Annotated in this window: 21 protein-coding genes; 17 read left to right on the top strand and 4 right to left on the bottom strand. The window is 67.7% G+C overall.

The window, feature by feature from the left end; genetic code table 11:
* Window positions 1-172: 172 nt before the first annotated feature.
* From ACT54L_RS06005 to ACT54L_RS05990, 4 genes are all read left to right on the top strand, one after another.
* Window positions 173-1,462, top strand: a complete 1,290-nt coding sequence (locus ACT54L_RS06005) for an amino acid ABC transporter permease (RefSeq protein WP_476084639.1) — start codon at window positions 173-175, stop codon at window positions 1,460-1,462.
* Window positions 1,463-1,472: 10 nt separating this feature from the next.
* Entirely contained in the window at window positions 1,473-2,870 is a 1,398-nt protein-coding gene (locus ACT54L_RS06000) for an amino acid ABC transporter permease (RefSeq protein WP_476084638.1), read from the top strand.
* 29 nt (window positions 2,871-2,899) lie between these two features.
* A complete protein-coding gene (locus ACT54L_RS05995) occupies window positions 2,900-3,679 on the top strand; it encodes an amino acid ABC transporter ATP-binding protein (RefSeq protein ID WP_476085166.1) in 780 nt (259 codons plus the stop codon).
* Window positions 3,680-3,794: 115 nt separating this feature from the next.
* Window positions 3,795-3,989: a hypothetical protein gene (locus ACT54L_RS05990; RefSeq protein ID WP_476084637.1), complete on the top strand. Its 195-nt coding sequence runs from the start codon at window positions 3,795-3,797 to the stop codon at window positions 3,987-3,989.
* 271 nt (window positions 3,990-4,260) lie between these two features.
* Here the strand turns inward: ACT54L_RS05990 and panC are convergent, their stop codons facing one another.
* Entirely contained in the window at window positions 4,261-5,106 is an 846-nt protein-coding gene (gene panC, locus ACT54L_RS05985; protein WP_476084636.1) for a pantoate--beta-alanine ligase, read from the bottom strand.
* Between the two features lie 279 nt (window positions 5,107-5,385).
* On the opposite strand from panC, the gene ACT54L_RS05980 reads away from it, so the two are divergent.
* Complete coding sequence (locus tag ACT54L_RS05980; RefSeq protein WP_476084635.1) at window positions 5,386-6,090, top strand: VWA domain-containing protein; 705 nt, start codon at window positions 5,386-5,388, stop codon at window positions 6,088-6,090.
* A 175-nt stretch (window positions 6,091-6,265) separates the two neighbouring features.
* Window positions 6,266-6,982 (top strand): DnaJ domain-containing protein, encoded by a 717-nt coding sequence (locus ACT54L_RS05975; RefSeq protein WP_476084634.1) that lies wholly within the window; start codon window positions 6,266-6,268, stop codon window positions 6,980-6,982.
* A gap of 20 nt (window positions 6,983-7,002) precedes the next feature.
* On the opposite strand, the gene ACT54L_RS05970 is transcribed toward ACT54L_RS05975, so the two are convergent.
* A complete protein-coding gene (locus ACT54L_RS05970) occupies window positions 7,003-8,826 on the bottom strand; it encodes a serine hydrolase (RefSeq protein ID WP_476084633.1) in 1,824 nt (607 codons plus the stop codon).
* Between the two features lie 277 nt (window positions 8,827-9,103).
* Between ACT54L_RS05970 and ACT54L_RS05965 the strand changes: the two genes are divergently transcribed.
* The 3 genes from ACT54L_RS05965 to clpA all read left to right on the top strand — a co-directional run bounded on the left by ACT54L_RS05965 (window position 9,104) and on the right by clpA (window position 12,746).
* Window positions 9,104-9,433 carry a phasin family protein gene (locus ACT54L_RS05965; RefSeq protein ID WP_476084632.1) on the top strand — a complete coding sequence of 110 codons (330 nt, stop codon included), beginning with the start codon at window positions 9,104-9,106 and terminating at the stop codon, window positions 9,431-9,433.
* A 238-nt stretch (window positions 9,434-9,671) separates the two neighbouring features.
* A complete protein-coding gene (gene clpS, locus ACT54L_RS05960) occupies window positions 9,672-10,067 on the top strand; it encodes an ATP-dependent Clp protease adapter ClpS (protein WP_476084631.1) in 396 nt (131 codons plus the stop codon).
* 153 nt (window positions 10,068-10,220) lie between these two features.
* Window positions 10,221-12,746 (top strand): ATP-dependent Clp protease ATP-binding subunit ClpA, encoded by a 2,526-nt coding sequence (clpA, locus tag ACT54L_RS05955; RefSeq protein WP_476084630.1) that lies wholly within the window; start codon window positions 10,221-10,223, stop codon window positions 12,744-12,746.
* A 230-nt stretch (window positions 12,747-12,976) separates the two neighbouring features.
* Here clpA and ctrA read toward each other — a convergent pair whose 3' ends face one another.
* Window positions 12,977-13,678 (bottom strand): response regulator transcription factor CtrA, encoded by a 702-nt coding sequence (gene ctrA, locus ACT54L_RS05950; protein WP_209104540.1) that lies wholly within the window; start codon window positions 13,676-13,678, stop codon window positions 12,977-12,979.
* Window positions 13,679-14,227: 549 nt separating this feature from the next.
* Here ctrA and ACT54L_RS05945 point away from each other — a divergent pair.
* The 8 genes from ACT54L_RS05945 (at window position 14,228) to ACT54L_RS05910 (ending at window position 21,923) form a co-directional block, all read left to right on the top strand.
* A complete protein-coding gene (locus tag ACT54L_RS05945; RefSeq protein WP_476084629.1) occupies window positions 14,228-14,623 on the top strand; it encodes a flagellar export protein FliJ in 396 nt (131 codons plus the stop codon).
* A 192-nt stretch (window positions 14,624-14,815) separates the two neighbouring features.
* Entirely contained in the window at window positions 14,816-15,352 is a 537-nt protein-coding gene (locus ACT54L_RS05940; protein ID WP_476084628.1) for a sigma factor-like helix-turn-helix DNA-binding protein, read from the top strand.
* 998 nt (window positions 15,353-16,350) lie between these two features.
* Window positions 16,351-17,064: an anti-sigma factor domain-containing protein gene (locus tag ACT54L_RS05935; protein ID WP_476084627.1), complete on the top strand. Its 714-nt coding sequence runs from the start codon at window positions 16,351-16,353 to the stop codon at window positions 17,062-17,064.
* Between the two features lie 109 nt (window positions 17,065-17,173).
* Entirely contained in the window at window positions 17,174-18,271 is a 1,098-nt protein-coding gene (locus ACT54L_RS05930; RefSeq protein ID WP_476084626.1) for a sulfate/molybdate ABC transporter ATP-binding protein, read from the top strand.
* 129 nt (window positions 18,272-18,400) lie between these two features.
* Entirely contained in the window at window positions 18,401-19,384 is a 984-nt protein-coding gene (speB, locus tag ACT54L_RS05925; RefSeq protein WP_476084625.1) for an agmatinase, read from the top strand.
* Window positions 19,385-19,398: 14 nt separating this feature from the next.
* The gene (locus ACT54L_RS05920) at window positions 19,399-20,466 is read left to right on the top strand and encodes a calcium:cation antiporter (RefSeq protein WP_476084624.1); all 1,068 of its coding nucleotides are present in this window, start codon (window positions 19,399-19,401) and stop codon (window positions 20,464-20,466) included.
* Window positions 20,467-20,568: 102 nt separating this feature from the next.
* The gene (locus tag ACT54L_RS05915; protein ID WP_476084623.1) at window positions 20,569-20,979 is read left to right on the top strand and encodes an NADH:ubiquinone oxidoreductase subunit NDUFA12; all 411 of its coding nucleotides are present in this window, start codon (window positions 20,569-20,571) and stop codon (window positions 20,977-20,979) included.
* A 263-nt stretch (window positions 20,980-21,242) separates the two neighbouring features.
* The gene (locus ACT54L_RS05910; protein WP_476084622.1) at window positions 21,243-21,923 is read left to right on the top strand and encodes a DUF2155 domain-containing protein; all 681 of its coding nucleotides are present in this window, start codon (window positions 21,243-21,245) and stop codon (window positions 21,921-21,923) included.
* Here the strand turns inward: ACT54L_RS05910 and aat are convergent.
* A complete protein-coding gene (gene aat / locus ACT54L_RS05905; protein ID WP_476084621.1) occupies window positions 21,854-22,531 on the bottom strand; it encodes a leucyl/phenylalanyl-tRNA--protein transferase in 678 nt (225 codons plus the stop codon). The two genes, ACT54L_RS05910 and aat, sit on opposite strands and share 70 nt — an antisense overlap.
* Between the last annotated feature and the right edge of the window lie 137 nt (window positions 22,532-22,668).

Below are 22,668 nucleotides of genomic sequence, written 5' to 3'. Positions count from 1 at the left end.
CCATAAGAAGACGGGCGCGCGCAAGGGGACACAGAGCTCCGGCATCGCATGGCCCGCAGGCGGGATCGCCCCCGGGCAGTCCGCACCACACTCCACATCAGACGAAACCGAACCCGGCAAGGCGCACGTCAGAGGCGCAGCGGTGGGACATTTTTCGGGACCGAGGGGCTAAATGGCAGATGTTCGCAGGTCGGACGAAGGTCCGGCGCGGCGCTGGTCGTGGACCGACCCGGCGCTCAGGTCCGCCGTCATCCAGGTGAGCCTCGCGCTCATCCTTCTGTGGATGGCATGGTCTTTCTTCGCCAATGCGCAGGCGAACCTGGCGCGCCAGGGCATCGCCTCCGGCTTCGGCTTCCTGGACAATTCGGCCGGCTTCGGCATCACCCAGACGCTCATCCCTTATTCGGAATCCATGAGCTATGGCCGCGCCTTCCTGGTGGGGCTGCTCAACACCCTGCTGGTGGCGGTGATCGGCATCATCCTGGCCACGGTCATCGGCTTCTTCATGGGCGTCGCCCGCCTGTCCCAGAACGTGGTCATCAAGGCGCTGGCCTCCGCCTACGTGGAGATCACCCGCAACCTGCCACCGCTGTTCCAGATCCTGTTCTGGTACCTGGCGGTGCTCTCCACCATGCCCGGCCCGCGCCAGAGCTGGCGCTTCGGCATCCAGCCGCTGCTGGGCGTGCTGGGGGACTGGTCCAATGCCATCGGCCTTGCGGGCCTCGGCGCCTGGTTCAAGGGGCTTGCCGGCGCGGCGGCGGCGCCGGGCATCTTCCTGTCCAACCGCGGCCTCATCATGCCGCGGCCGATCTTCGAGCCGGGCATCGAGACGGTGCTGATCGTGCTCGCCCTCGCGGTGGTGGCCGCCTTTCTTCTGGCCCGCTGGGCGCGCAAGCGGCGCGAAGCCACCGGCCAGCAATTTCCCACCTTCTGGGCGGGGCTTGCGGTGGTGGTGGTGCCGACCGTCATTGCCAGCCTCGTGGTCGGCCGGCCGATGACGTTTGAGACCCCCGAGCTGAAGGGCTTCAATTTCGTCGGCGGCCTGCGGGTCATCCCCGAATTCGTCGCCCTGGTGCTGGCCCTGTCCATCTACACCGCCGGCTTCATCGCCGAGATCGTGCGCGCTGGCATCCTGGCGGTGTCGAAGGGCCAGACCGAGGCGGCCCATTCGCTGGGCTTGCGCGCGGGGCCGACGCTGCGCCTCGTCATCATCCCGCAGGCCATGCGGGTGATTGTACCGCCGCTCACCAGCCAGTATCTGAACCTGACCAAGAACTCGACGCTGGGCGTTGCCGTGGGCTACCCGGACCTGTTCGCCATCTTTGCGGGCACCACCCTCAACCAGACCGGCCAGGCCATCGAGATCATCGCCATCACCATGGCGGTCTATCTCATCATCTCCATCATCACCTCGGCGCTGATGGGCTGGTTCAACAAGCGCGTCGCGCTGGTGGAACGGTGAGGGGGCGGACATGACTTCCACGGATATTCACGCCCCTCACGTCCGCGTCTATGTGGCCCCCGGTGAACTCCTCGCCCCCGAACCTGCTCCGCCCGCCACGCGCGGCGCGTGGGGCTGGGCCCGGGCCCATCTGTTCGGCTCGGTCTCGCAGGTGCTGCTGACGCTGTTCGGCGCGCTGCTGGTGCTGGCCGTCGTGCCGCCGGTCCTGCGTTTCTTCATCTTTGACGCGGTGTGGATCGGCACCAACCGAGAGGCCTGCCTGCCGCAGACGGTGGGTCGGGACGTGGGGGCCTGCTGGCCCTTCATCTGGGCCAAGTGGAACCAGATCCTCTACGGCTTCTACCCGGAGACGGAGCGCTGGCGGGTCAATATCGTCTATCTGCTGGGCATCGCCCTCCTGGTGCCCCTGCTGGTCCCCAAGGCACCCTATAAGCGCCTGAACGCGCTCTTGTTCCTCGCCGTCTATCCGCTGGTGACCTTCGTGCTGCTGACCGGCGGCAACGTGACCATGCGCAATTTCATCCTGGGCAGCTTCGGCCTTGATTTCGGGCTCACCGCCACGGCGGGGGGCCTGTGGCTGTCCTTCTGGGTGCAGTTCGTGCTGGTGGCGGTGCTGGCGGCGGCGCTGTGGGCCTCGGTGTCGCCCTTCTTCGGCACCGCCCGCCCCGATGCCGCCAAGGGCGTCCTGAAGGTGTTCGGCGTGCTTGGCCTCGTCCTGCTGGTGATGGACGTGGACTTCGGTCTCCGCGAGGTGGAGACGCGCCAGTGGGGCGGCATGATGGTGACACTGGTGATCGCGGTCACCGGCATCGTCGCCTCCCTGCCGCTGGGCATTCTCCTGGCGCTGGGCCGGCGGTCCGAACTGCCGCTGGTGAAATACAGCTCCATCATCTTCATCGAGTTCTGGCGTGGCGTGCCGCTCATCACGGTGCTGTTCTTCGCCACCTACATGCTGCCCCTGTTCCTGCCCGGCCGCTTCACCATTGACGGCCTGCTCCGGGTGCTTGTGGGCGTCACGCTGTTTGCCTCCGCCTATATGGCCGAGGTGGTGCGCGGTGGCCTGCAGGCGATCCCCAAGGGCCAGTATGAGGGCGCCATGGCGCTTGGCCTGCGGTCCAGCTTCATGATGCGCCTGGTGGTCCTGCCCCAGGCGCTCAAGCTGGTGATCCCGGGCATCGTCAACAACTTCATCGGCCTGTTCAAGGACACGACGCTGGTGCTTATCGTGTCCATCTTCGACCTGCTGGGCGTCCTGCGCGCGGCCTTCACCGATCCCAATTGGGCCACTCCCACCACCGTGTTCACGGGCTTCGGCTTCGCCGGGATCATCTATTTCGTGTTCTGCTACGGCATGTCCCGCTACTCGATGATGCTGGAAAAGCGTCTCGACCGCGGCCGCCGCCATTGAGGGGTTCGACCATGTCCCAGGCGCAATCCATGTCCTCCGCCACCGCCTCCCTCGCCCCTGCCGCCGACGAAGGCGAGCAGCTCGCGGTCGAGCTGGTCAATGTCAACAAATGGTATGGCGACTTCCATGTGCTGCGGGAGATCAATCTCGCCGTGAAGCGCAAGGAACGCCTCGTCATTTGCGGGCCGTCGGGGTCCGGCAAGTCCACCATGATCCGCTGCATCAACCGTCTGGAGGAACACCAGAAGGGCCGCATTGTGGTTGATGGCATCGAGCTCACCAATGACCTGAAGCGCATCGACGAGGTGCGCCGCGAGGTGGGCATGGTGTTCCAGCACTTCAACCTCTTCCCCCACTTGACCATCCTGGAAAACTGCACGCTTGCCCCCATGTGGGTGCGCAAGATGCCCAAGAAGGAGGCGGAGGAGGTGGCGATGCACTTCCTCACCAAGGTGAAGATCCCCAACCAGGCGCACAAATATCCCGGCCAGCTCTCCGGCGGCCAGCAGCAGCGCGTGGCCATCGCCCGCGCCCTGTGCATGCGCCCGCGCATCATGCTGTTCGACGAGCCCACCTCGGCCCTCGACCCGGAAATGGTCAAGGAAGTGCTCGACACCATGGTGTCCCTGGCGGAAGAGGGCATGACCATGCTGTGCGTCACCCATGAGATGGGCTTTGCCCGCCAGGTGGCGGACCGGGTCATCTTCATGGATGCCGGGCAGATCATCGAGATGAACGAGCCCAACGCCTTCTTCTCGAACCCGCAGCACGAGCGCACCAAGCTGTTCCTGAGCCAGATCCTCCACTGAGGGCGGAGGGGGCCCGGTGCGGCCGGGCCGCCCTCGCGGGCGCGGGACTTGTGCGCGGGACTTGGATGAAACGCGCACCGCCCTGCCGGCGTTGTCCTTGGGAAAGGAGAACGCCATGGATGACGTCAAGGAGCGGCGCGAGGAACGCGCCTTTCATTCCGCCGATGGGGTCGGCCCCCAGGGCGAGCCGGTGAAGCCCGCCGCCCAGGCGCGGCAAGGCATCGGCTCGGGCCGGGTGGTCACCATTCTGGTGGTGGGCTTGATCGTGGTGGTGGCCGGCTTCGTGGCCAGCTTCATGCTGGCGGTTTAGAGCCGGGTCCCCTCACATGGAATCGTTTCGACGATTCCATGTGAATCCGTCTCTACCCCATCAGTGACAGGGTGATTCACCGACCGGCTGGCCCCCAAGCGGTTCCATCCTGTCGGACCGCGCTCACAGGGCAAGTCCCGATCAGGCGGACCCCGCCTGATCTTGAACCATCGCTCCTTCAGCGATCCGGGGTTGTGCCGATGTGCTTCAACGCCCTCGGGCCGCACCGTGCTCTTGGAGCTCGACGCAAGCCGCAAGCCGCAGGGGCGGGTCAAACCCCGATATTGTCGATGAGGCGGGTGGTGCCGAGCCAAGCCGCCGCCAGCAGGCGGATGGGCTCGGCGGCGCCCGTGAGCGGCGCCAACGTCTCCGCGTGGCGAGCCTCCACATAATCCACCCTCAGGCCCGCATCGGACAGGGTGGCCCGCGCCTGCGCCATCGCCACCTCCGGCGCCGTACCCGCCCGCAGCGCCGCCGCAGCCGCGTTGAGCGCCCGGTAAATGACGGGTGCCGTCGCCCGCTCCTCCGGGCTCAGATAGCGGTTGCGGGAGGACAGGGCGAGCCCGTCCGGCTCGCGGGCGGTGGGGCCGGGCACCACCTCCAGCTGGAGGTTGAGATCCGCCGCCATGCGGGTGACCACCTTCAGCTGCTGGTAGTCCTTTTCGCCGAACAGCGCATAGTCCGGCAGGCACTGCAGGAACAGCTTCGACACCACGATGGCGACGCCCGAGAAGAAATGCGGCCGGAAATCACTTTCCAGGCCCTGGGCCGGCCCCGCCATCACGATGGAGGTGGCAAAGCCGGGCGGATACATGTCAGCGGGGGAGGGCGCATAGACGAGGTCCGCCTGCACCTGCGCCAGCTTCTCCAGGTCCGCCTCGAAGGTGCGGGGATAGCGGGAGAAATCCTCATTGGGCGCGAACTGGGTGGGATTGACGAAGATGGACACCACCACGCGCCGCGCCTTGGAGCGGGCCAGCTCCACCAGTCCCATGTGGCCCTCATGCAGCGCGCCCATGGTGGGCACCAAGGCCACGCTCTCCCCGGCCGCGCGCCAGGCGTTCACCTGCTGGCGCAAGGCCGCCACCGTCTCGGCCACCTGAGGCTTTTCCGCCATTCCATCCTCCCCAAGCTGCGCCCCACCCGGGTCTCGCCGGCGGGCGCCGCGGTCACGTCTGTGCGGCGAGCCGGCGCGGCCCCGGCCCTGCGGCGGAGGCGCGTCCGGTGATCCGTCGCGCGCGAAACCTAGTGTGCGTCGCTGCCGGAGGGAAGCCGGTCCGCTCGCCCTTGGTGGCGCCGGTCCTCATGCTTATGTTGGCGCCATGCACCTGCCCGCCTGCCTTCGCCCGTCATTCCCCTTGTCCCCTCCCGCTGCCGGATGCGGGAGCCGCACGCCATGAGCGCCAAGGACGGCAAGGGCCTGCCCACCGCCGGCACCTCTTCGGCGGATGACGTGGCGGCCTTCCTGAAGGCGGCGACGCAGACCGCGCCGCGCCCGGCGGGACGGGGGCGGCTGGCGTTCGCGCTCGATGCCACCTTCTCCCGCCAGCCCACCTGGGATCTGGCTTGCGGCCTGCAGGCCGAGCTGTTCGCGGCGGCGGCGGACCTGGGCGGGCTGGATGTGAAGCTCATCTATTATCGCGGCGCCAGCGAGTGCAAAGCCTCCGGCTGGGTGGCCGATCCCCGCACACTGGGCCGCCTGATGGGCACCATCGCCTGCCAGGGCGGGCAGACCCAGATCGGCCGCGTGCTGAGCCACCTGGAAGGGGAGGGGGAGCGCGCCGGCCTCAAGGCGGCGGTCTTCGTGGGGGATGCCCTGGAGGAGAATGTGGACGCCCTCTGCCAGACGGCCGGGCGGCTCGGGGTTCTCGGGCTGAAGCTCTTCGTGTTTCAGGAGGGCCACGACCGGCGGGTGGAGGCGGGTTTCCGGGAGATCGCCCGCCTCACGGGTGGCGCGTGGTGCCGGTTCGAGCCGGGCGCGGGAGATGAGTTGCGCGCCTTGCTGCGGGCGGTGGCCGCCTATGCCGCCGGGGGGCGGCCGGCCCTTGAGGCAAGCCGTGAGCGCGGCGCCCGTCTGCTCCTTTCGGCGCTGCGGCCCTGACGGCGGTGGCGTCGGATCTCCATCGCGTGGGCCGACGCGGGGCTGCAAGGCAAATGGCGCGCGCGGGCGATCCAAAATGGCCCGCAAGGCCGTATGGTTTGAGAAAGTGGGAGCGTGATTCACCGGTCGGACGGAGTGGCTCCGACCGGATCGCGCCCTCGGAAAGGTTGACCCCGTGGCCCTGATCGCCGGTGCGATCCTGCTCGCCGTGCTGCTTTACGCGGCCCATGTGTGGACCAAGGCCAGCCCCAAGGCCCTGTCCGCCCATCTCATGAAGATCGGGGCAACGCTCGCCTTTGTGGCGGCGGCCGTCATGCTGGTGACGGGGCGGTTCGCCGCGGCCATTCCGCTGGCGGCGATCGGCCTGGCCCTGCTGGGACGAACGGGCGGGGGGCTATCGGGCCTCCTGGGGGCCTGGCGGGGTGGCCCGAAGGCGCCGCGCGTTTCGAAGGTCCGTTCCGCCTGGTTCGAGATGGCGCTCGACCATGACAGTGGCGCCATGAGCGGGCAGATCCTGGCCGGTCCTCACGCGGGCGCCTCCCTCGATGCGCTGGGGGTGCCGGACCTGCTGGCGCTGCGGGCCCAGCTGGACCCGCAATCGCTGTCGCTACTCGAAGCTTATCTCGACCGCCGGGCGCCCGCTTGGCGTGAAGACGGACAGAGCTATGCGGGTCGGGGGAGCGGCGCCGAGCCGGGCCGTGCGGACCGGGGCGCGATGACCGAGGAGGAAGCCTACGAGGTCCTTGGTCTTCAGCCGGGGGCGGATGAGGCCGCGGTGCGCAGTGCGCACCGGACGCTCATGAAGCGGCTCCATCCCGATCAGGGCGGCTCCGGTTACCTTGCGGCTCGCGTCAATCAGGCAAAGGATGTCATTTTGCGTAAGCATCGCTGAACCCGCGCGAATCCGTGTCCTCAGTTGCGTATAGTCATGCAGTCGAAATCATTTCGCTGCAGTAAACGGCAGGCGTCCTTGGCGCTCTTTTCGCTCAGGCCAGCGAAGCGGGCGCGGTAGAGATCGGACGACCCGCGCGACACCTTCTCGGTGTAGGGGGCCGCGCCGGAGAGCGCCGAGCGGGCCTTGGAGAGCGCGGCGTCGAGCTTCGCCTTGGCTTCCTTTTCCCCATTGAAGGCGCCGATCTGGATCTGCCAGCCGGGCTTGGGCGGGCCGCTGTTGGCCACGGCCGCAGAGGAGGTACGCGCCGTCGGCAGGGCCACGGGGGCGGCGGACGCGGTGCGCACGGGCTGGGCGTCCGGCCGGGCCGCCTCGCTGGAGGGCACCGGCGCGCCCCAGACGAGGGCGGGCGGGGCAATCTCTTCTTCCGCAAGTCCGGCGGGCAGGCGGGCCGGGGGCTGGAGATGGGAGACGGCCTGCACCTGCGCCTGGGCGGTCTGGAACTTCTGCGAGGGCGCCGGGGCCGTGGCCGGGGCCTGGGCCGCCGTCTGGGCATAGGCCTGGGTGTGCGTGCCGGGCGCGGCAAGGCCGGGCGCGGTGAGCGTCTGGGCGGCGGGCCGCTGGATGGCCGTGGTCTTCACCGCCACCGGCTTGATGAGTTCATTGGCGGGCTGAGTGGTGGCGCGGACGGGAATGGCCGCCGTGGTCACGGGATCGGCCGCATAGGCGAGGCGCTGGGGCGCCGGGAGCGGCGCCACGGGGCCAGGCGCCTCGGCAACCGGGGTGGGCCGCAGGGCGGGCACCGGCGGGGGATTGTCGTTGGCGGCGGTCTGGATGGTGCGGCTTGTGCGCGCACCGGCATAGGCGCGGTTGTAGTTGTTGGCGATCAGACTGGCCATGCGGGCGTCGCGGGAGGGCGCGCTCGAACCGCCCAGGACCACACCGATGATGAAGCGGTCGTCCTTGTGCACGGAGGTCAGCAGATTGAAGCCGGAGGCGCGGGTATAGCCGGTCTTGATGCCGTCCACGCCTTCCATGCGCGACATGAGCCGGTTGTGATTGCCGATGGCCTCGCCCTTATAGACGAAGGTGCGCGTGGAGAAATACTTGTAATATTGAGGGAAACGATCCTGGATCGCGATGCCGAGGGTGGCCAGGTCGCGGGCCGTGGTCAATTGGCCGGGATTGGGCAGCCCGGAGGCGTTGCGGAACTGCGAGCGCGTCATGCCGATCTGGCGGGCCTTCCGCGTCATCATGTCGCCGAAGCTGGATTCGTCGCCGCCGATGGCCTCGGCAATCACCACCGCCACGTCATTGGCGGAGCGGGTGACCAGGGCCTTGATGGCATCGTCCACCGAGATGGTGGAGCCGGCGCGCACGTTGAGCTTGGAGGGCGATTGCGCCGCCGCGCGGGCGGAGACCGGCAGCTGGCTGTCGAGGCGGAGCCGTCCGGCCTCCAGCTGCTCGAACAGCATGTAGAGCGTCATCACCTTGGTGACGGACGCCGGGTGAAGCTGGGTGTCGGCATTTTCCTCATAAAGGACCTTGCCGGTGTTGCCGTCGATGATGAGCGCCGCTGTGCCCGTCCGCCATCCGGCGCCCGTGGTCGGGGAATCGTCGTCCTCGTCGTCCTGGGCCCGCGCGGCCTTGGATTTGCTGGATTTCGAGGCGGACTTCGCGCTGCTGGCGCTCTTCGACTTGCTGGACTGCGTCTGCTTCTGGGACGACTTCTGGCTCTTGGAGTCCGCCGCGTCGGCGACACCCATGGTGAAGGCGAAGACAAGCGCCGTCACTGCCGCGACAAGCCTGAGGGAAAAGGCGCCATTCGCAAGCGCAATACGCATGAAACTGGTCCCGTTCTGGTCCGGCGGACAGGCCGGCAAAAAGACACGACGCAGCCGCAAGCCCGGCGCGCCGTCACGGTCATGTCGTTCGGTCTGTGACCCTCTCAAAGGGTAGAAACCCGCAGTTACTAAGGCGTAAATCCGGCGCCCTCCGTATTTGTGCGGTGCACAATTTTGTTGACGGCTATGTTGCAGTGCATATTATGAAGCTCGGGCAGGGCAAAACCTCCCAGTGTCAGGGCTGCCGGCGCAAGCCGGTATAGGAAAGGAACTCCCAATGGTTCAGTCCGCTGAAGAGCTGCAGAAGCTCGGTAAGGAAAATGTCGACGTCGCGCTGAAGAGCTTCGGCGTGTGGTCGAAGGGCGCCCAGGCCATCGCCATCGAGGTCGCCGAGTACACCAAGAGCTCGTTCGAGCTGAGCACCTCCACCCTGGAGAAGCTGCTTGGCGCCAAGACCCTGGATCAGGCCGTAGAGATCCAGCAGGGCTATTTCAAGGCCGCCTACGAGGCGCTGGTTTCCGAGTCCACCAAGATCGGTGAGCTCTATTCCGACCTCTACAAGCAGGCCTACAAGCCCTACGAAGCCGTCTTCGCCAAGGTGCAGTGAAGACGCGTCCGTTCGCCGCCCGGGGGCACCGGGCGGCAACTTGACGTACCGCCTCAGCGCCCCTTGAGCGGCGCGAGGCTTTCGTGAAGCCTGCGGGAGCGGGGCCCCAGGCATCATTTTGCGCTTTCCTGGCCTCTGTGGTCTGGCGAAGCCGGGCCTTCATTCCTATTATTCCGGCATGCGCCGAGATGGCAGATCGTCCGCGGTCGCGTCACCGGGAACAGCGCGCAAGATGCCGATGAGACATATCACTTCCATTTCAGCACAGCCCTTTTCGGGCGCCGCCCCCCAGCCGCTCCAGGCCGCCGGAGACAAGCCGCGCCGAGGCGGCGGCTCGGGTCCCGGCACCGCCGTCATCACGCGCACCAAGCCGCAGACCAAGCGGCCGAGCCTGTATCGCGTGCTGCTCCTCAATGACGACTACACCCCCATGGAATTCGTGGTGCATGTGCTCGAACGGTTCTTCAACAAGGACCGGGAAGCCGCCAACACCATCATGCTCCACGTCCACCACCACGGGGTGGGGGAATGCGGCGTCTACACCTACGAGGTCGCTGAAACAAAAGTGACACAGGTGATGGACTTTGCCCGCAAACACCAACATCCTCTCCAGTGTGTGATGGAAAAAAAGTGACGCTGGAACAAGCTTCGTGTCGTCACATGGGTGAATGAGGCCCGCGAGGGTCTTGCAAGGGGGGCGGGCCGGTACAAAGTTTAACGGAGCGGGCACGCGCCGGGATCCTTCAAACCGGCAAGGGTTGGGGCGACGTGCCAGATAGAGGTGTCGATGCCGACTTTTTCACGCAGCCTCGAACAATCGCTCCACCGTGCGCTCGCCTTGGCGAACGAGCGGCACCACGAATACGCGACGCTCGAGCACCTGCTTCTCTCCCTGGTGGATGACCAGGACGCGGCCGCGGTCATGCGCGCCTGCAACGTCGATCTCGACAAGCTGCGCCGCAATCTCATCGAATATGTGGATACCGAGCTCGACAATCTGGTCCAGCGCGGCGGGGACGATTCCAAGCCCACGGCCGGCTTCCAGCGGGTGATCCAGCGCGCCGTCATTCACGTTCAATCTTCCGGCCGCGAGGAGGTCACGGGCGCCAATGTGCTCGTCGCCATCTTCGCCGAGCGCGAGAGCCACGCCGCCTATTTCCTGCAGGAGCAGGACATGACGCGGTACGACGCCGTCAACTACATTTCCCACGGCATCGCCAAGCGGGCCGGCATGTCGGAGAGCCGCCCCGTGCGCGGCGCCGAGGAGGAGACTGAGACGAAAACCGGCGACGATACCAAGAAGAAGGCGGATGCGCTCGACGCCTATTGCGTCAACCTCAACCGCAAGGCCAATGAGGGCAAGATCGACCCGCTGATTGGCCGCGACAAGGAAATCCAGCGCACCATCCAGGTGCTCTGCCGTCGCCAGAAGAACAATCCCCTGTTCGTGGGCGATCCCGGTGTCGGCAAGACCGCCATCGCCGAGGGCCTGGCGCGCCGCATCATCAATGGCGACGTGCCGGAGGTGTTGGCCACCGCCACCATCTTCTCGCTTGACATGGGCGCGCTGCTCGCCGGCACCCGCTATCGCGGCGACTTCGAGGAGCGCCTCAAGCAGGTGGTGAAGGAGATCGAGGCCTATCCCAACGCCATCATGTTCATCGACGAGATCCACACCGTCATCGGCGCGGGTGCGACCTCGGGCGGGGCCATGGATGCGTCCAACCTGCTGAAGCCGGCACTGGCGTCGGGTTCGCTGCGTTGCATGGGTTCCACCACCTATAAGGAATACCGGCAATATTTCGAGAAGGACCGCGCCCTGGTGCGGCGCTTCCAGAAGATCGACGTGGCCGAGCCGACCGTTCCGGACGCCATCGAGATCCTCAAGGGCCTCAAGCCCTATTTCGAGGACTATCACAAGCTGCGCTACACCAACGAGGCCATCAAGGCCGCGGTGGAGTTGTCCGCCCGCTACATCCATGATCGCAAGCTGCCCGACAAGGCCATTGACGTGATCGACGAGAGCGGTGCGGCACAGATGCTGCTGCCCGAGGCCCGGCGCAAGAAGACCATCGGCCTCAAGGAGATCGAGGCCACCATCGCCACCATGGCGCGCATTCCGCCCAAGACCGTCTCCAAGGACGATGCGGAGGTGCTCTCGGCGCTGGAAAGCACGCTCAAGCGCGTGGTCTATGGCCAGGACAAGGCTATCGAGGCGCTGGCCGCCTCCATCAAGCTGGCCCGCGCGGGCCTGCGGGAACCGGAGAAGCCCATCGGCTCCTATCTGTTCTCCGGCCCCACGGGCGTCGGCAAGACCGAGGTCGCCAAGCAGCTCGCCTCCGTGCTCGGGGTGAACCTGCTGCGGTTCGACATGTCCGAATATATGGAGCGCCACACCGTGAGCCGCCTCATCGGCGCGCCTCCCGGCTATGTGGGCTTCGACCAGGGCGGCCTGCTGACCGACGGCGTCGACCAGACCCCCCATTGCGTGCTGCTGCTGGACGAGATCGAGAAGGCCCACCCGGACCTCTTCAACATCCTCCTTCAGGTGATGGACCACGGCAAGCTCACCGACCATAACGGCAAGTCGGTGGATTTCCGCAATGTGATCCTCATCATGACCACCAATGCGGGGGCCGCGGACCTGTCCAAGGCGGCCTATGGCTTCACCCGCTCCAAGCGGGAAGGCGACGACGTGGAGGCCATCAACAGGACCTTCGCGCCCGAGTTCCGCAACCGCCTGGACGCGGTCATCCCCTTCGCCCACCTCTCGCCGGAGATCATCGGCCAGGTGGTGGAGAAGTTCGTGCTCCAGCTGGAGGCGCAGCTCGCCGATCGCAATGTCACCATCGAGCTGTCCGAGGAGGCCAGCGCCTGGCTGATCGAGCGCGGCTACGATGAGCAGATGGGCGCCCGCCCCATGGGCCGGGTGATCCAGGAATATATCAAGACCCCGCTGGCCGATCAGGTGCTGTTCGGCGCGCTCAAGGGCGGCGGGCATGTGCGGGTGGTGGTGGAGGGCGAGGGCGCCAAGTCCAAGCTCGGCTTCTCCTTCCCGGACGGGCCCGTCACCCCCAAGCCCGACAAGGTCACCCCCACCGCCCCCAAGCGCGCCTCGCGCCGCAAGGGCGAGGAGGGCGGTCCCTCCGGCGGTGGACGGCCCAAGGGCGGCCCAGGCGGCTCAGGGGGCGGCGCCAAGCCCGGCCCCAAGGGCGGCCCCAAGTCCGGTGGACCGTCCGGTGGATCGTCCGGTGGCGCGTCGGGTGGGCCGTCCGGCCGCTCGGTGCCCAAGGTGCCGCTGGTCAAGGCCTGACCCTCACGACCGGCGCCTGCCGCTTGCGCTGAGACCATATGGCCCCGTCCGCCGGACCTCCTGGAGGCCCCGGCGGGCGGGGCCTTTCTTTTGGGCGGTGGAGGGCGCGCGTGCGCGCCGTGACCTGCCAGCTCCCCCAAATGCAACGGCCCCGCCGAAGGGCGGAGCCGCTGAATGAAGGCGATGAGAGGAAGGAGGGACCGGCGGGCGCTCCAGACCGCTGACGCGCCCTAGACGGCCATGCGCTCGGCGCCGGGAACCGGCTCGCGCAGCACGTAGCCACGGCCCCAGACGGTCTCGATGTAGTTCTTGCCGCCGGAGGCGTTCGCCAGCTTCTTGCGCAGCTTGCAGATGAACACGTCGATGATCTTCAGCTCGGGCTCGTCCATGCCGCCATAGAGATGGTTGAGGAACATCTCCTTGGTGAGCGTCGTGCCCTTGCGCAGGGAAAGGAGCTCCAGCATCTGGTACTCCTTGCCGGTGAGGTGCACCCGGGTGCCCTCCACCTCGACGGTCTTGGTGTCGAGGTTCACGATCAGGTCGCCGGTCTGGATCACCGACTGGGCATGGCCCTTGGAGCGCCGTACGATGGCGTGGATGCGCGCCACCATCTCGTCCTTGTGGAACGGCTTGGTCAGATAGTCATCCGCCCCGAAGCCGAAGCCCTTCACCTTGTCCTCGGTGCCGGCAAGGCCGGAAAGGATGAGGATGGGGGTCTTGACCTTGGCCACGCGCAGGGCGCGCAGCACCTCGAAGCCGGACATGTCCGGGAGGTTCAGGTCCAGCAGGATGATGTCGTATTCGTAGACCTTGCCCAGGTCCACGCCTTCCTCACCGAGGTCGGTCGTATAGACGTTGAAATTCTCGGACTTCAGCATCAATTCGATGCTTTGGGCCGTCGCACTGTCGTCCTCGATGAGCAAGACGCGCATGGCAATCCCTTTCCTCGAACCAAGACGAAAGGCGGCGTGCCGCCCCTCGCGGTCCCGACAGACAGTGTGATTCGCGTTACGTGTGATGAATCGATAACCGACATGGATTCATGCGGGCAAGAGTCGGTTTGAAAAACTTTGTGCATGAACGCGAAGACTGACTCTGTTCCAAGCACTTACGTTTTTTCGACCCCATGCCGACGTAACGTCGCACTCCCTTTCGAGACCGGAAACACCGGGCGTCGGTCCTGATCCGAAGGATGGCGCGGTAACACTTTGCCGGCACCTTCGGACCCGAACCGGAGGCTTGCAAAACCCATGAGGCGCAAGGATTGCCCTTGCGCCCGAGGCTTCGCGAACCGCGCCCGAACCGTGGAAGCATCATTAATGAAGGCGGTAAACGATTGGTTTCCAGACGGTGCCCGGGCGTAAATTTCCCACCGCGCCTGCCTGGCGGTAAGGAAAGCGCAACGGGTGTGCGCCATGCTCGCTCAACAGGTCCCGAGCGGACCACTGCGTTCAGTGATGCACTTCGGAGTACGGCGTTCCATGAAGTCGCGTGAACCCCTGATCCGCGCCAAACGGTTCAAGATCGAGGATGCCCGTCGGCGGCTCTCCCAGATCGATGCGATGATCGGCGAATTCGAGCGCATGGCGGGCGACCTTGACCGCGACATTGCGGCGGAGGAGACGCGCACCGGCATCACCGATCCCCGGCATTTTGCCTATCCCCCCGTGGCCGCGGCCGCGCGCCAGCGGCGCGACAATCTCGTGCGCTCGTGCCAGGACCTGCGGGTCCAGCGTTCCGAGGCCCTGGACGTGCTCAATGAGGCGGAAACCCAGCTGCAGCTGGCGGAAGCCGCCGGCGAGCGGGAGCGCGGCGCCGATGGCGAAGGCCTCGACCGCCGCATGGCCTGGCGCCTGGGCGAAACCGCGCGCATGTGAATGCCCGCCCCCGAGGGCGAAAGGCCTGCGTGCCAGCGGCACGCGGGCGCGGGTTTCCCGGCGCGCCGGCAGCCTGCACCGCGCGACATGTGCATGTGGCGCCAAGAGCGCGTATGACAGGTCCCGGGACGGATCAGATCAGGCCCTGATCGAACGGATGTGAGCGGCGTCGGGGCGCCAGACGGGAGTGTCGTGACCGATCCATTCAATGCGGACAGCCTGGTGGAGCGGCTGGCGGCCGGAGACCGGGACGCCTTGCGCGAACTTTATGAGGCGACCGCGCCCCGCATGTACGGGATTGCCCTGCGCATCCTGCGCGACGAGGGGCGCGCCCGGGCGGCCACGCGCGCCCTCTACCTGGAAGTGTGGGCCGAGGCCGGCGCTTTCGCCGCCCCGGATGGTCTGGTGGACCGCATGGCCGCGCGGGTGCGCGCGCTCGCCCTGGACGCCGCCCGCGATGGCATGGAGAGCGGCTGCGGGTTCGAGCCTTTCGAGGTGGAGGATGACGCGGATGACCCGCTGGCGCGGGCCCGGCGCAGCCCCTCCCTTCTCAAGCTCCTGACCTGCCTTGGCCATCTGCCGGAGGACCGGCGCCGCATGCTGCTTCTGGCCTATTATGACGGCTGGAGCCGCGATGCCCTGTCCATCTATCTCGACGCCCCGCCCCATGCGGTGAACACCTGGATCTGGCGGTCGGTGACCGAACTTGATGCGTGTCTTGAACCATGATGGGGCCGGAGGATAATCGGCGCCTGGCGGCCACCTATGTGCTGGGCACGCTGGATGGGGCAGAACGCGCGCTCGCCCGCGAGCGGCTCGCCGGGGACCCCGATTTCGCGGCCCTGGTCCGCCTGTGGGAGGAGCGCCTGGCGCCCCTTCATGCGCTGTCGCCCGCCGTGCGGCCGCCGGCGGACCTGTGGGATGACATTTGCGCCGGCCTGCCGTCCCCGGAGCCTGAGGCTGCCACGGACCATGGGGCGGACGAGGCGACCGCTGCCCCTGACGCGAACGGAACCGAGGAGGCGCCTGCGGCCGCATCTCCGCCACCTGGCGCGGACGGCCCGCCGGCCTCCGTCGCGGAGGCGCGGCCGACGGATGCTCCAGCGGCGGAAGCCGTGGGCGGGCCGACCGATGCCGCCCTTTCCCCGGCGGCGCCCGTCGACGGGACGGGGGCAGCGCCATCGCCTTTGCCTCTCACAGAGGTCCCGGTTGACGAAGCCTCGCCCTCCCCAGCGGATACGCAGCGGCCAGCGCCCGACACCGCGCCTGCCGTCTTGCTCCCGATCCCTGACGCGGTGGCGCTGGGACCGACGGAGGGCGCGGACCGAGGTGTGACCGACGAACCGGGGTCCGCTCCCGGCGATGGGCCTGTCGCGGGGGTGGGACAAGGCGGGGAGGGAGGCAGCGCTGGCGCGGCGCTCCCTATTTCGCCCGTGCCAGAGGTGTCGCGCGGGGTAACGCGCACACAAGAGGGACGTGCCCAAGAAGGAAATACCCAAGAGGAACTTGACGAGGAGGGGCTTGCCCGATCGGCACGCGCTCAAGAGGCGGCCGCACCGGTCGCTCAAGAGCTGCCGAGCCCAGAGCCATCGAGTCCAGAGCCGCGCGCTCCAGAGCCGCCCGCTCCAGAGACGCAAACGCCGCCGCCGCCCGCCCAACAGTCGCCCGCCCCAGAGGCTGGCGCCGAGGGGGCGAGCGCGCAAGAGGGGCCGGCTTCAGAGCGCCCAGTGCCGGAAATCCCCGCGCCGGACACCTCGCCGGATGAGGAGCGTCCCGGGCCAGGTTCTACCGTCCATGCCGAGGCGGCCCCGGCCAGCGCGGCGGACGGGGGAGCGCCCTCCGGCCTGCCGCCGGCGTCCGAGCCTGTGCCCCCCGGCCTGCCGCCGGATGCGGGGACAGACGCCGCGTCGCCGCCCCGGCCGCGCGGCCCCTTCGACATCGTGCTGGAGCGCCCCGCGCCCACGGGTGCGGATGGCTCCGCGCCGGCCCTGCCGGAGCCGCGGCGGGACGGTGGCAATCCCTGGCGCCTGACCACTGGGCTTCTGCTGGTGGCCGGCCTCATCGGGGGTGGGGCGGTGGCCTATCGGGAGATGCACCGGCAGCCGCCGCCGCCGGATGTGTTCGCGCCCCTGAAATCGTCGCCCGATCCGCTGATGGTGCTCGCCCTCGACCCGGAAGCGGGGGACGTGGTGGTGCGCCATGTGGAGGCGCCGCCGCCGGCGGGCATGGTCTATCGCATGTGGCTCATCTCCCATGAGCACGGCACGCGGGCGCTCTGCAGCTTCACGCAGGCCGGCCGATGCCCGTCCGGCGTGCTCGGCACGGTGGGACGGGCAGGGCTGCTGGCCGGCACGCTCCAGGTGACGCTGGAGCCCGTGGCCTTCACCTTCGGCACCCCCACCGGCAAGGTGGTCTTCTACGGCCGCGCGCTGACCCGCTGACCGGCCCCAAGCGTTTGCCGCGCCGGCGGTTCATGGCATAAGGCCAGCTTCAGCCGGTGACGGGGCCCCGCGCGTTGCGGCGCCGGCATGCTTGTGGACGGGACGGATCATGACGGTCGCGGTGACCATTGAAGACGCGGTGAAGACCTTCGGGCCCCATCGCGCCCTGTCGGGCATCTCGCTGAAGATCGAGCCCGGCGAGCTGGTGGCGCTGCTGGGTCCCTCCGGCTCGGGCAAGACCACCTTGCTGCGCGCGGTGGCGGGGCTGGAGCAGCTCGACACCGGCCACATTCTGTTCGACGGCGTGGACGCCGCCCAAGTGCCGGTGCGCTTTCGCGGCATCGGCTTCGTGTTCCAGCAATATGCCCTGTTCCGCCACATGAGCGTGGCCGACAATATCGCCTATGGCCTTCGCTCCCGCAGCCGGGCGACGCGCCCGCCGGACGCCGAGATCCGCCGCCGGGTGGAGGAGTTGCTCGCCCTCGTGCAGCTGGAAGGCTATGGCGGCCGCTTCCCGGCGCAATTGTCTGGCGGCCAGCGCCAGCGCGTGGCGCTGGCCCGGGCTTTGGCCATCGAGCCCAAGGTGCTGCTGCTGGACGAGCCCTTCGGGGCGCTGGATGCCCTCGTGCGCAAGGAATTGCGCGCCTGGCTCCGGGCGCTGCACGACCAGACCGGCCACACCACCTTGTTCGTCACCCACGACCAGGAGGAGGCGCTGGAACTGGCCGACCGCGTGGTGGTCATGAGCCAGGGGCGCATCGAGCAGGTGGGCACGCCGGACGACGTCTATGACCGTCCCGCTACGCCCGACGTGTTCGGCTTCATGGGCGCCTCCAGCCGCCTGCCGGTGACCGTGGGCGAGGGGCTGGTGCGCGCTGGCGGCGACGTGGTGGCCGCGCCCATTGAAACAGTGTCGGAAGGGCCGGGCCTCCTGTTCGTGCGCCCCCACGACATCACGGTGTCCATGGCCGGCACGCCCGGCGCGGACGGGGTGGTGCGGGGCTTCCGCCGGCACGGGGCGACGCGCCTCCTGGAAGTGGAAGTGGGCGGCGGCCTGGTGGAGGCCAATGTCACCCCCGCCGTGCGCGTGCCGCCGGGCACGCGGGTGTCGGTGCGCTTCGACCGCGCCCGCCTGTTTCCCGCCGCCGGGGGCGCCGTGGACTGCCGCCCGCCCAAGGCCCACCAGACCGGCGAATATGCCATCTGAGCCCATGCGCGAGGCCCTGCCTGGGGCAAGGCCTGACCTTGCGTCGCTCTTGCTCTTGGCGATGGGGAAAGGCTAAGTCGAAGGTAGCGACTTGTGCTGCAATGCAAACGGCAACACAGAGAGAGTGTGATGAGCGCTGATCCCCTGTTCCCGCGGCCGGTGGACCGCGCGCTGGATGCCTCCTTCCGGTTCGGCCAGTCCATGGAGCCGAACTATTCGGGCGCGGCCTCCTTCCTGCGGCGGCGCTATGCCAAGGACGGCGGGGGCGCCGAGGCCGTGGTGTGGGGCATCCCGCTCGACGTGACCGTCTCCAACCGCCCCGGTACCCGCTTCGGGCCGCGCGCGCTGCGGGCGGCGTCCTCCATTCTGGATGGCGATCCCTACTATCCCTTCGGCTTCGATCCCTTCGCCCGGCTCGATGTGGCCGACGCCGGGGATTGCGTCTTCGACTATGGCATCGCCCATGCCATTCCCGCCGCCATCGAGGCGCAGGCGGCCCAGCACCATGCCCGTGGCACCCATCTGGTGACGTTGGGCGGCGACCATTTCCTCACCTATCCCGTGCTGAAATCGCTGGTAGCCAAGCTCGGCGAGCCGGTGGCCCTCATCCAGTTCGACGCCCACCAGGACACCTGGGACGATGACGGCGAGCGGGTGGACCACGGCACCATGATTACCCGGGCGGTGAAGGACGGCCTTATCCGCGTCGACCGTTCGGTGCAGGTGGGCATTCGCACCCACGCGCCCCAGACCTATGGCATCGACATCATCGACGGCTTCACCGCGGGCGAGCTGGGCCCGCGCGAGGTGGCGCGGCGTGTGATCGAGCGGGTGGGGGATGCCCCGGTCTATGTCTCCTTCGACATTGACGCGATCGACCCCGCCTTCGCGCCGGGCACCGGCACGCCGGTGTGCGGCGGCCTCACCAGCCGGGAGGCCATCTCCATCCTGCGCCAGTTCGGCGGGCTCAATCTGAAGGGCTTCGACGTGGTGGAGGTCTCGCCCCCCTACGACCACGCGGAGATCACTGCGCTCGCCGGGGCAAGCCTTGCGGCCTGCTATCTGTGCCTGCTCGCCGATCGCAAGGCGAAGGGGTTCGACATCTCCCTCTAGGCCGGAGCGCGGTCATGGCCATTCCGGCCTATGCCTATGTCCTCCCCATGTCGGCGGTGGGGCTCGCCTTGGCGGGCCCCATCCTCCAACTGCCGTTTTCCGACCCCGTGGCCATCGCGGCCACCTTCCTGCTGCTGGGCTCCTCCTTCTCGGCGGTGAAGCATGCCGAGCGCATCTCGGCGCGGCTGGGCCAGCCCTACGGAACGCTGGTCCTCACCTTCTCCGTGACCCTCATCGAAGTCTCGGTGCTTGCGTCCCTGATGCTGAACGGGAGCAACAATCCCACCCTGGCCCGCGAGGCGGTGCTCTCCACCGTGATGTTCGTGCTCACCGGCGTGGTGGGCATCTGCCTGTTGGTGGGAAGCCTGCGCCACTACCAGCAAGGGGTGCAGCAACAGGGCGTGACGGGCTTCCTGTCCGTCATCATCGCCATTTCGGTGATCGCCCTGATCCTGCCGGGGGAAACCTCCGCCGGTGTGAACGGCACCTCCAATCCCGTGCTGCTCGCCCTCATCATGGTGGGCGTGGTGCTGCTCTATCTGTCGTTCTTGTTCATGCAGACGGTGCGCTACCGGCTGGACTACCTGGATTCAGACAGTGAAATTGACGACCGGCCCAGCGGCCGGCAGACGCTCAAGGCGGTGGCCTTCCTGCTGCTCAGCCTGGTGGGCGTGGTGATGCTGTCGGACCATGTGGCGGCCGGCGTCGAACATCTCATCGTGCCGCTGAACCTTGCGGACCCCGATGCGGTGATCGGCGCCGTGGTGGTGGCCATGCTGCTGCTGCCGGAGACCATCACCGCCATTCGCGCGGCCCGCAACAACGAGCTGCAGCGGGCGATCAACACGGCGCTCGGCTCCGCGCTCGCCACCATCGGCCTCACCATGCCCGCCATGGTGGCCATTTCCTTCATCCTGTACCGGCCGATCATCCTGGGCGTCGACCCGGAGGACCGGGTGCAACTGCTCCTGGCGCTGCTGCTGTCGGTGGTGAATTTCGGCACCGGCAAGACCAATACCCTCACCGGACTGGTGCATCTGGTTCTGTTCTTCGTATATGTGGTGACGTTGATCCTGCCTTAGGGCGGGACCATTGGGGCGGCGCTCCCGCTCCCGTCGAGAAGGCGTGGACACCCGGGCGCGGGAATGGCATGTTCCGACCCAAAATCGAGCGAGGCGCGGATCGTGAAAGAGTTGCTGCTTTATATTTTCACCTGGTGGAACAAGCAGACGATCGGCACGGCGCTGTGGACCCGCCGGTTTGGCGAGTTCGTGGGCCAGGACGAGTTTGGCAACCGCTATTTCCGCACCCGCAACGGCGCGATCGACCCCACGCTCGGCTTCGAGCGCCGCTGGGTCATCTATAACGGCTATGCCGAGGCGACCGCCATTCCGCCCGGCTGGTATGGCTGGATGCACCACCGCACCGACGTGCTGCCCACCGAGGAAAACTACGCGCCCCGGTCCTGGCAGAAGCCGCACCACCGCAATCTCACCGGCAGCCCCGCCGCCTATCGCCCCAAGGGCTCCGTGCTCGCCGGCCGCGCTCGTCCGCGCGTGACGGGCGACTATTCGGCCTGGACGCCGGGCGAGTGAGTCGCACCGCGTGAGGTGTGCGCGGGCGTCAGGCCCGCGCCCCCACTTGGCGCGTCACTGGCGCGTTTCGTCCCTCAGTTCCCCTCGATCGCCAGTCTTGCGCCCCGCGCCCATGCGCGGAGATGGCGCGCCCCGCTTGGCTTGCCCTTCCGTGGCCGCAATGGGGGTGTTAACGGGGACCGGCGGCAGGCGGATCGCCTCTCCCGCTTCGTGGCAATCCAGCCGCCCGATGGCCGGCCCCTGGAAATGGTTCTGACATGGTGATGTCCCGCTTTGCGTCGTTCCTTGCTTTCGCGACGCTGCTCGCGGCGGGATCGGTGGCTTTCGCGCAGTCGAGAAGCGGCATCGAATCGGCGCCCCTGCTGCCGCCCGCCAGCGTCGGCCCGTCGTCCACCACCACGCCCAGCCAGTCGGCCCGCCCGCAATATCCCCAACAGCCGCCGCCCGGCGCCCCACGGGCCGCCCAGCCCGGCAGCCAGCCGGCGCCGGCCACCCAGGCGGCGCCCGCCGCCCAGACCCCGGTCGCCGCGCCGCCTGTGGCCCCCGGCACCCAGGCTCCGGCGGCCGATGGCAATGATTATGTGGTGGTGCAGCCCTCGGCGGAACGCATCTCCAATCCGACGGCCGTCTTCGCCGGGCTCGACAAGATCACCGGCCGCATCACCTCGTTCGACGTGGCCATCGGCGAGACCGTGCAATTCGGCGCCCTCCAGGTGACGCCGCGCGTGTGCTACACCCGCCCGCCCACCGAGACGCCCAACACCACCTCCTTCACCGAGGTGAACGAGATCACGCTGAAGGGCGAGGCCAAGCGCATCTTTACCGGATGGATGTTCGCCTCAAGCCCCGGGCTCCACGCCGTGGAGCACCCCATCTACGATATCTGGCTGATGGATTGTAAGGCGACGCCGCCGGGCACCACCCGGTCCGCGGGCCAGAAGTAGAAGTCCGCCCGGGCTTTCACCGCATCGTCCAGCAGGCGCTGATAGGCGCGCCGGCTGACCTCCACCGCGCCGAACGTGGCGAGGTGGGAGGTGACGAACTGGGTGTCCAGCAGCCGGAAGCCGCCCGCCTTCAGGCGGGCCACCAGATGGACGAGGGCGACCTTGGAGGCGTCCCGCTCCGTGTGGAACATGCTCTCGCCGAAGAAGGCGGCGCCAAGCCGGACGCCATAGAGCCCGCCCACCAGTTGACCGTCCCGCCAGACCTCCACCGTGTGGCAATGGCCGCGGCGGAACAAGTCGCCATAAAGCGAGCGGATGCGGCCATTGATCCAGGTCTTGGTGCGGCCGGGCTGGGAGGCGGCGCAGCCGGAGATCACAGCCTCGAAATCGCTGTCCACCCGCACCTCGAACAGGTCCGACCGCACGGTCCGGGCGAGGCGGGATGAGACGTGGAAGGCATCCAACGGAATGATCCCCCGCCGTTCCGGCTCGATCCAGTAAAGCCCTGGATCCTCGGCGCTTTCGGCCATGGGAAAGATGCCGCAGGCATAGGCCTTCAGCAGCACGTCAGAGGTGATTTCAACAATATGGTCGCGGGGCCGGCTCATGGGATCATAGAAGCGCATGCAAGCGGGGCGGCGATGTGGCGCTTTGCCGCTTTTGGATCACTCTCGCGGAGAAAGTGCGGTGCAGCAAGAGAAGGGTGGAAAGGTGCCAAGCTACTGAAAACCGATTGTAGTCTTTT

It is taken from the genome of Aquabacter sp. DMC10 (assembly GCF_056314145.1).
The sequence above is the reverse complement of the archived record's forward strand: the minus strand, read 5'-3'. Positions and strand labels throughout refer to the sequence as shown.

Coding starts and splice junctions, on each gene's coding strand:
- ACT54L_RS05980 (WP_476084635.1), top strand. CDS start 5,386: ATGAGCGCCAAGGACGGCAAGGGCCTGCCCACCGCCGGCACCTCTTCG.
- ACT54L_RS06000 (WP_476084638.1), top strand. CDS start 1,473: ATGACTTCCACGGATATTCACGCCCCTCACGTCCGCGTCTATGTGGCC.
- ctrA (WP_209104540.1), bottom strand. CDS start 13,678: ATGCGCGTCTTGCTCATCGAGGACGACAGTGCGACGGCCCAAAGCATC.
- ACT54L_RS05920 (WP_476084624.1), top strand. CDS start 19,399: ATGGCCATTCCGGCCTATGCCTATGTCCTCCCCATGTCGGCGGTGGGG.
- ACT54L_RS06005 (WP_476084639.1), top strand. CDS start 173: ATGGCAGATGTTCGCAGGTCGGACGAAGGTCCGGCGCGGCGCTGGTCG.
- ACT54L_RS05945 (WP_476084629.1), top strand. CDS start 14,228: ATGAAGTCGCGTGAACCCCTGATCCGCGCCAAACGGTTCAAGATCGAG.
- ACT54L_RS05910 (WP_476084622.1), top strand. CDS start 21,243: ATGTCCCGCTTTGCGTCGTTCCTTGCTTTCGCGACGCTGCTCGCGGCG.
- panC (WP_476084636.1), bottom strand. CDS start 5,106: ATGGCGGAAAAGCCTCAGGTGGCCGAGACGGTGGCGGCCTTGCGCCAG.
- ACT54L_RS05965 (WP_476084632.1), top strand. CDS start 9,104: ATGGTTCAGTCCGCTGAAGAGCTGCAGAAGCTCGGTAAGGAAAATGTC.
- ACT54L_RS05970 (WP_476084633.1), bottom strand. CDS start 8,826: ATGCGTATTGCGCTTGCGAATGGCGCCTTTTCCCTCAGGCTTGTCGCG.
- ACT54L_RS05930 (WP_476084626.1), top strand. CDS start 17,174: ATGACGGTCGCGGTGACCATTGAAGACGCGGTGAAGACCTTCGGGCCC.
- ACT54L_RS05990 (WP_476084637.1), top strand. CDS start 3,795: ATGGATGACGTCAAGGAGCGGCGCGAGGAACGCGCCTTTCATTCCGCC.
- speB (WP_476084625.1), top strand. CDS start 18,401: ATGAGCGCTGATCCCCTGTTCCCGCGGCCGGTGGACCGCGCGCTGGAT.
- ACT54L_RS05995 (WP_476085166.1), top strand. CDS start 2,900: ATGTCCTCCGCCACCGCCTCCCTCGCCCCTGCCGCCGACGAAGGCGAG.
- clpA (WP_476084630.1), top strand. CDS start 10,221: ATGCCGACTTTTTCACGCAGCCTCGAACAATCGCTCCACCGTGCGCTC.
- clpS (WP_476084631.1), top strand. CDS start 9,672: ATGAGACATATCACTTCCATTTCAGCACAGCCCTTTTCGGGCGCCGCC.
- aat (WP_476084621.1), bottom strand. CDS start 22,531: ATGAGCCGGCCCCGCGACCATATTGTTGAAATCACCTCTGACGTGCTG.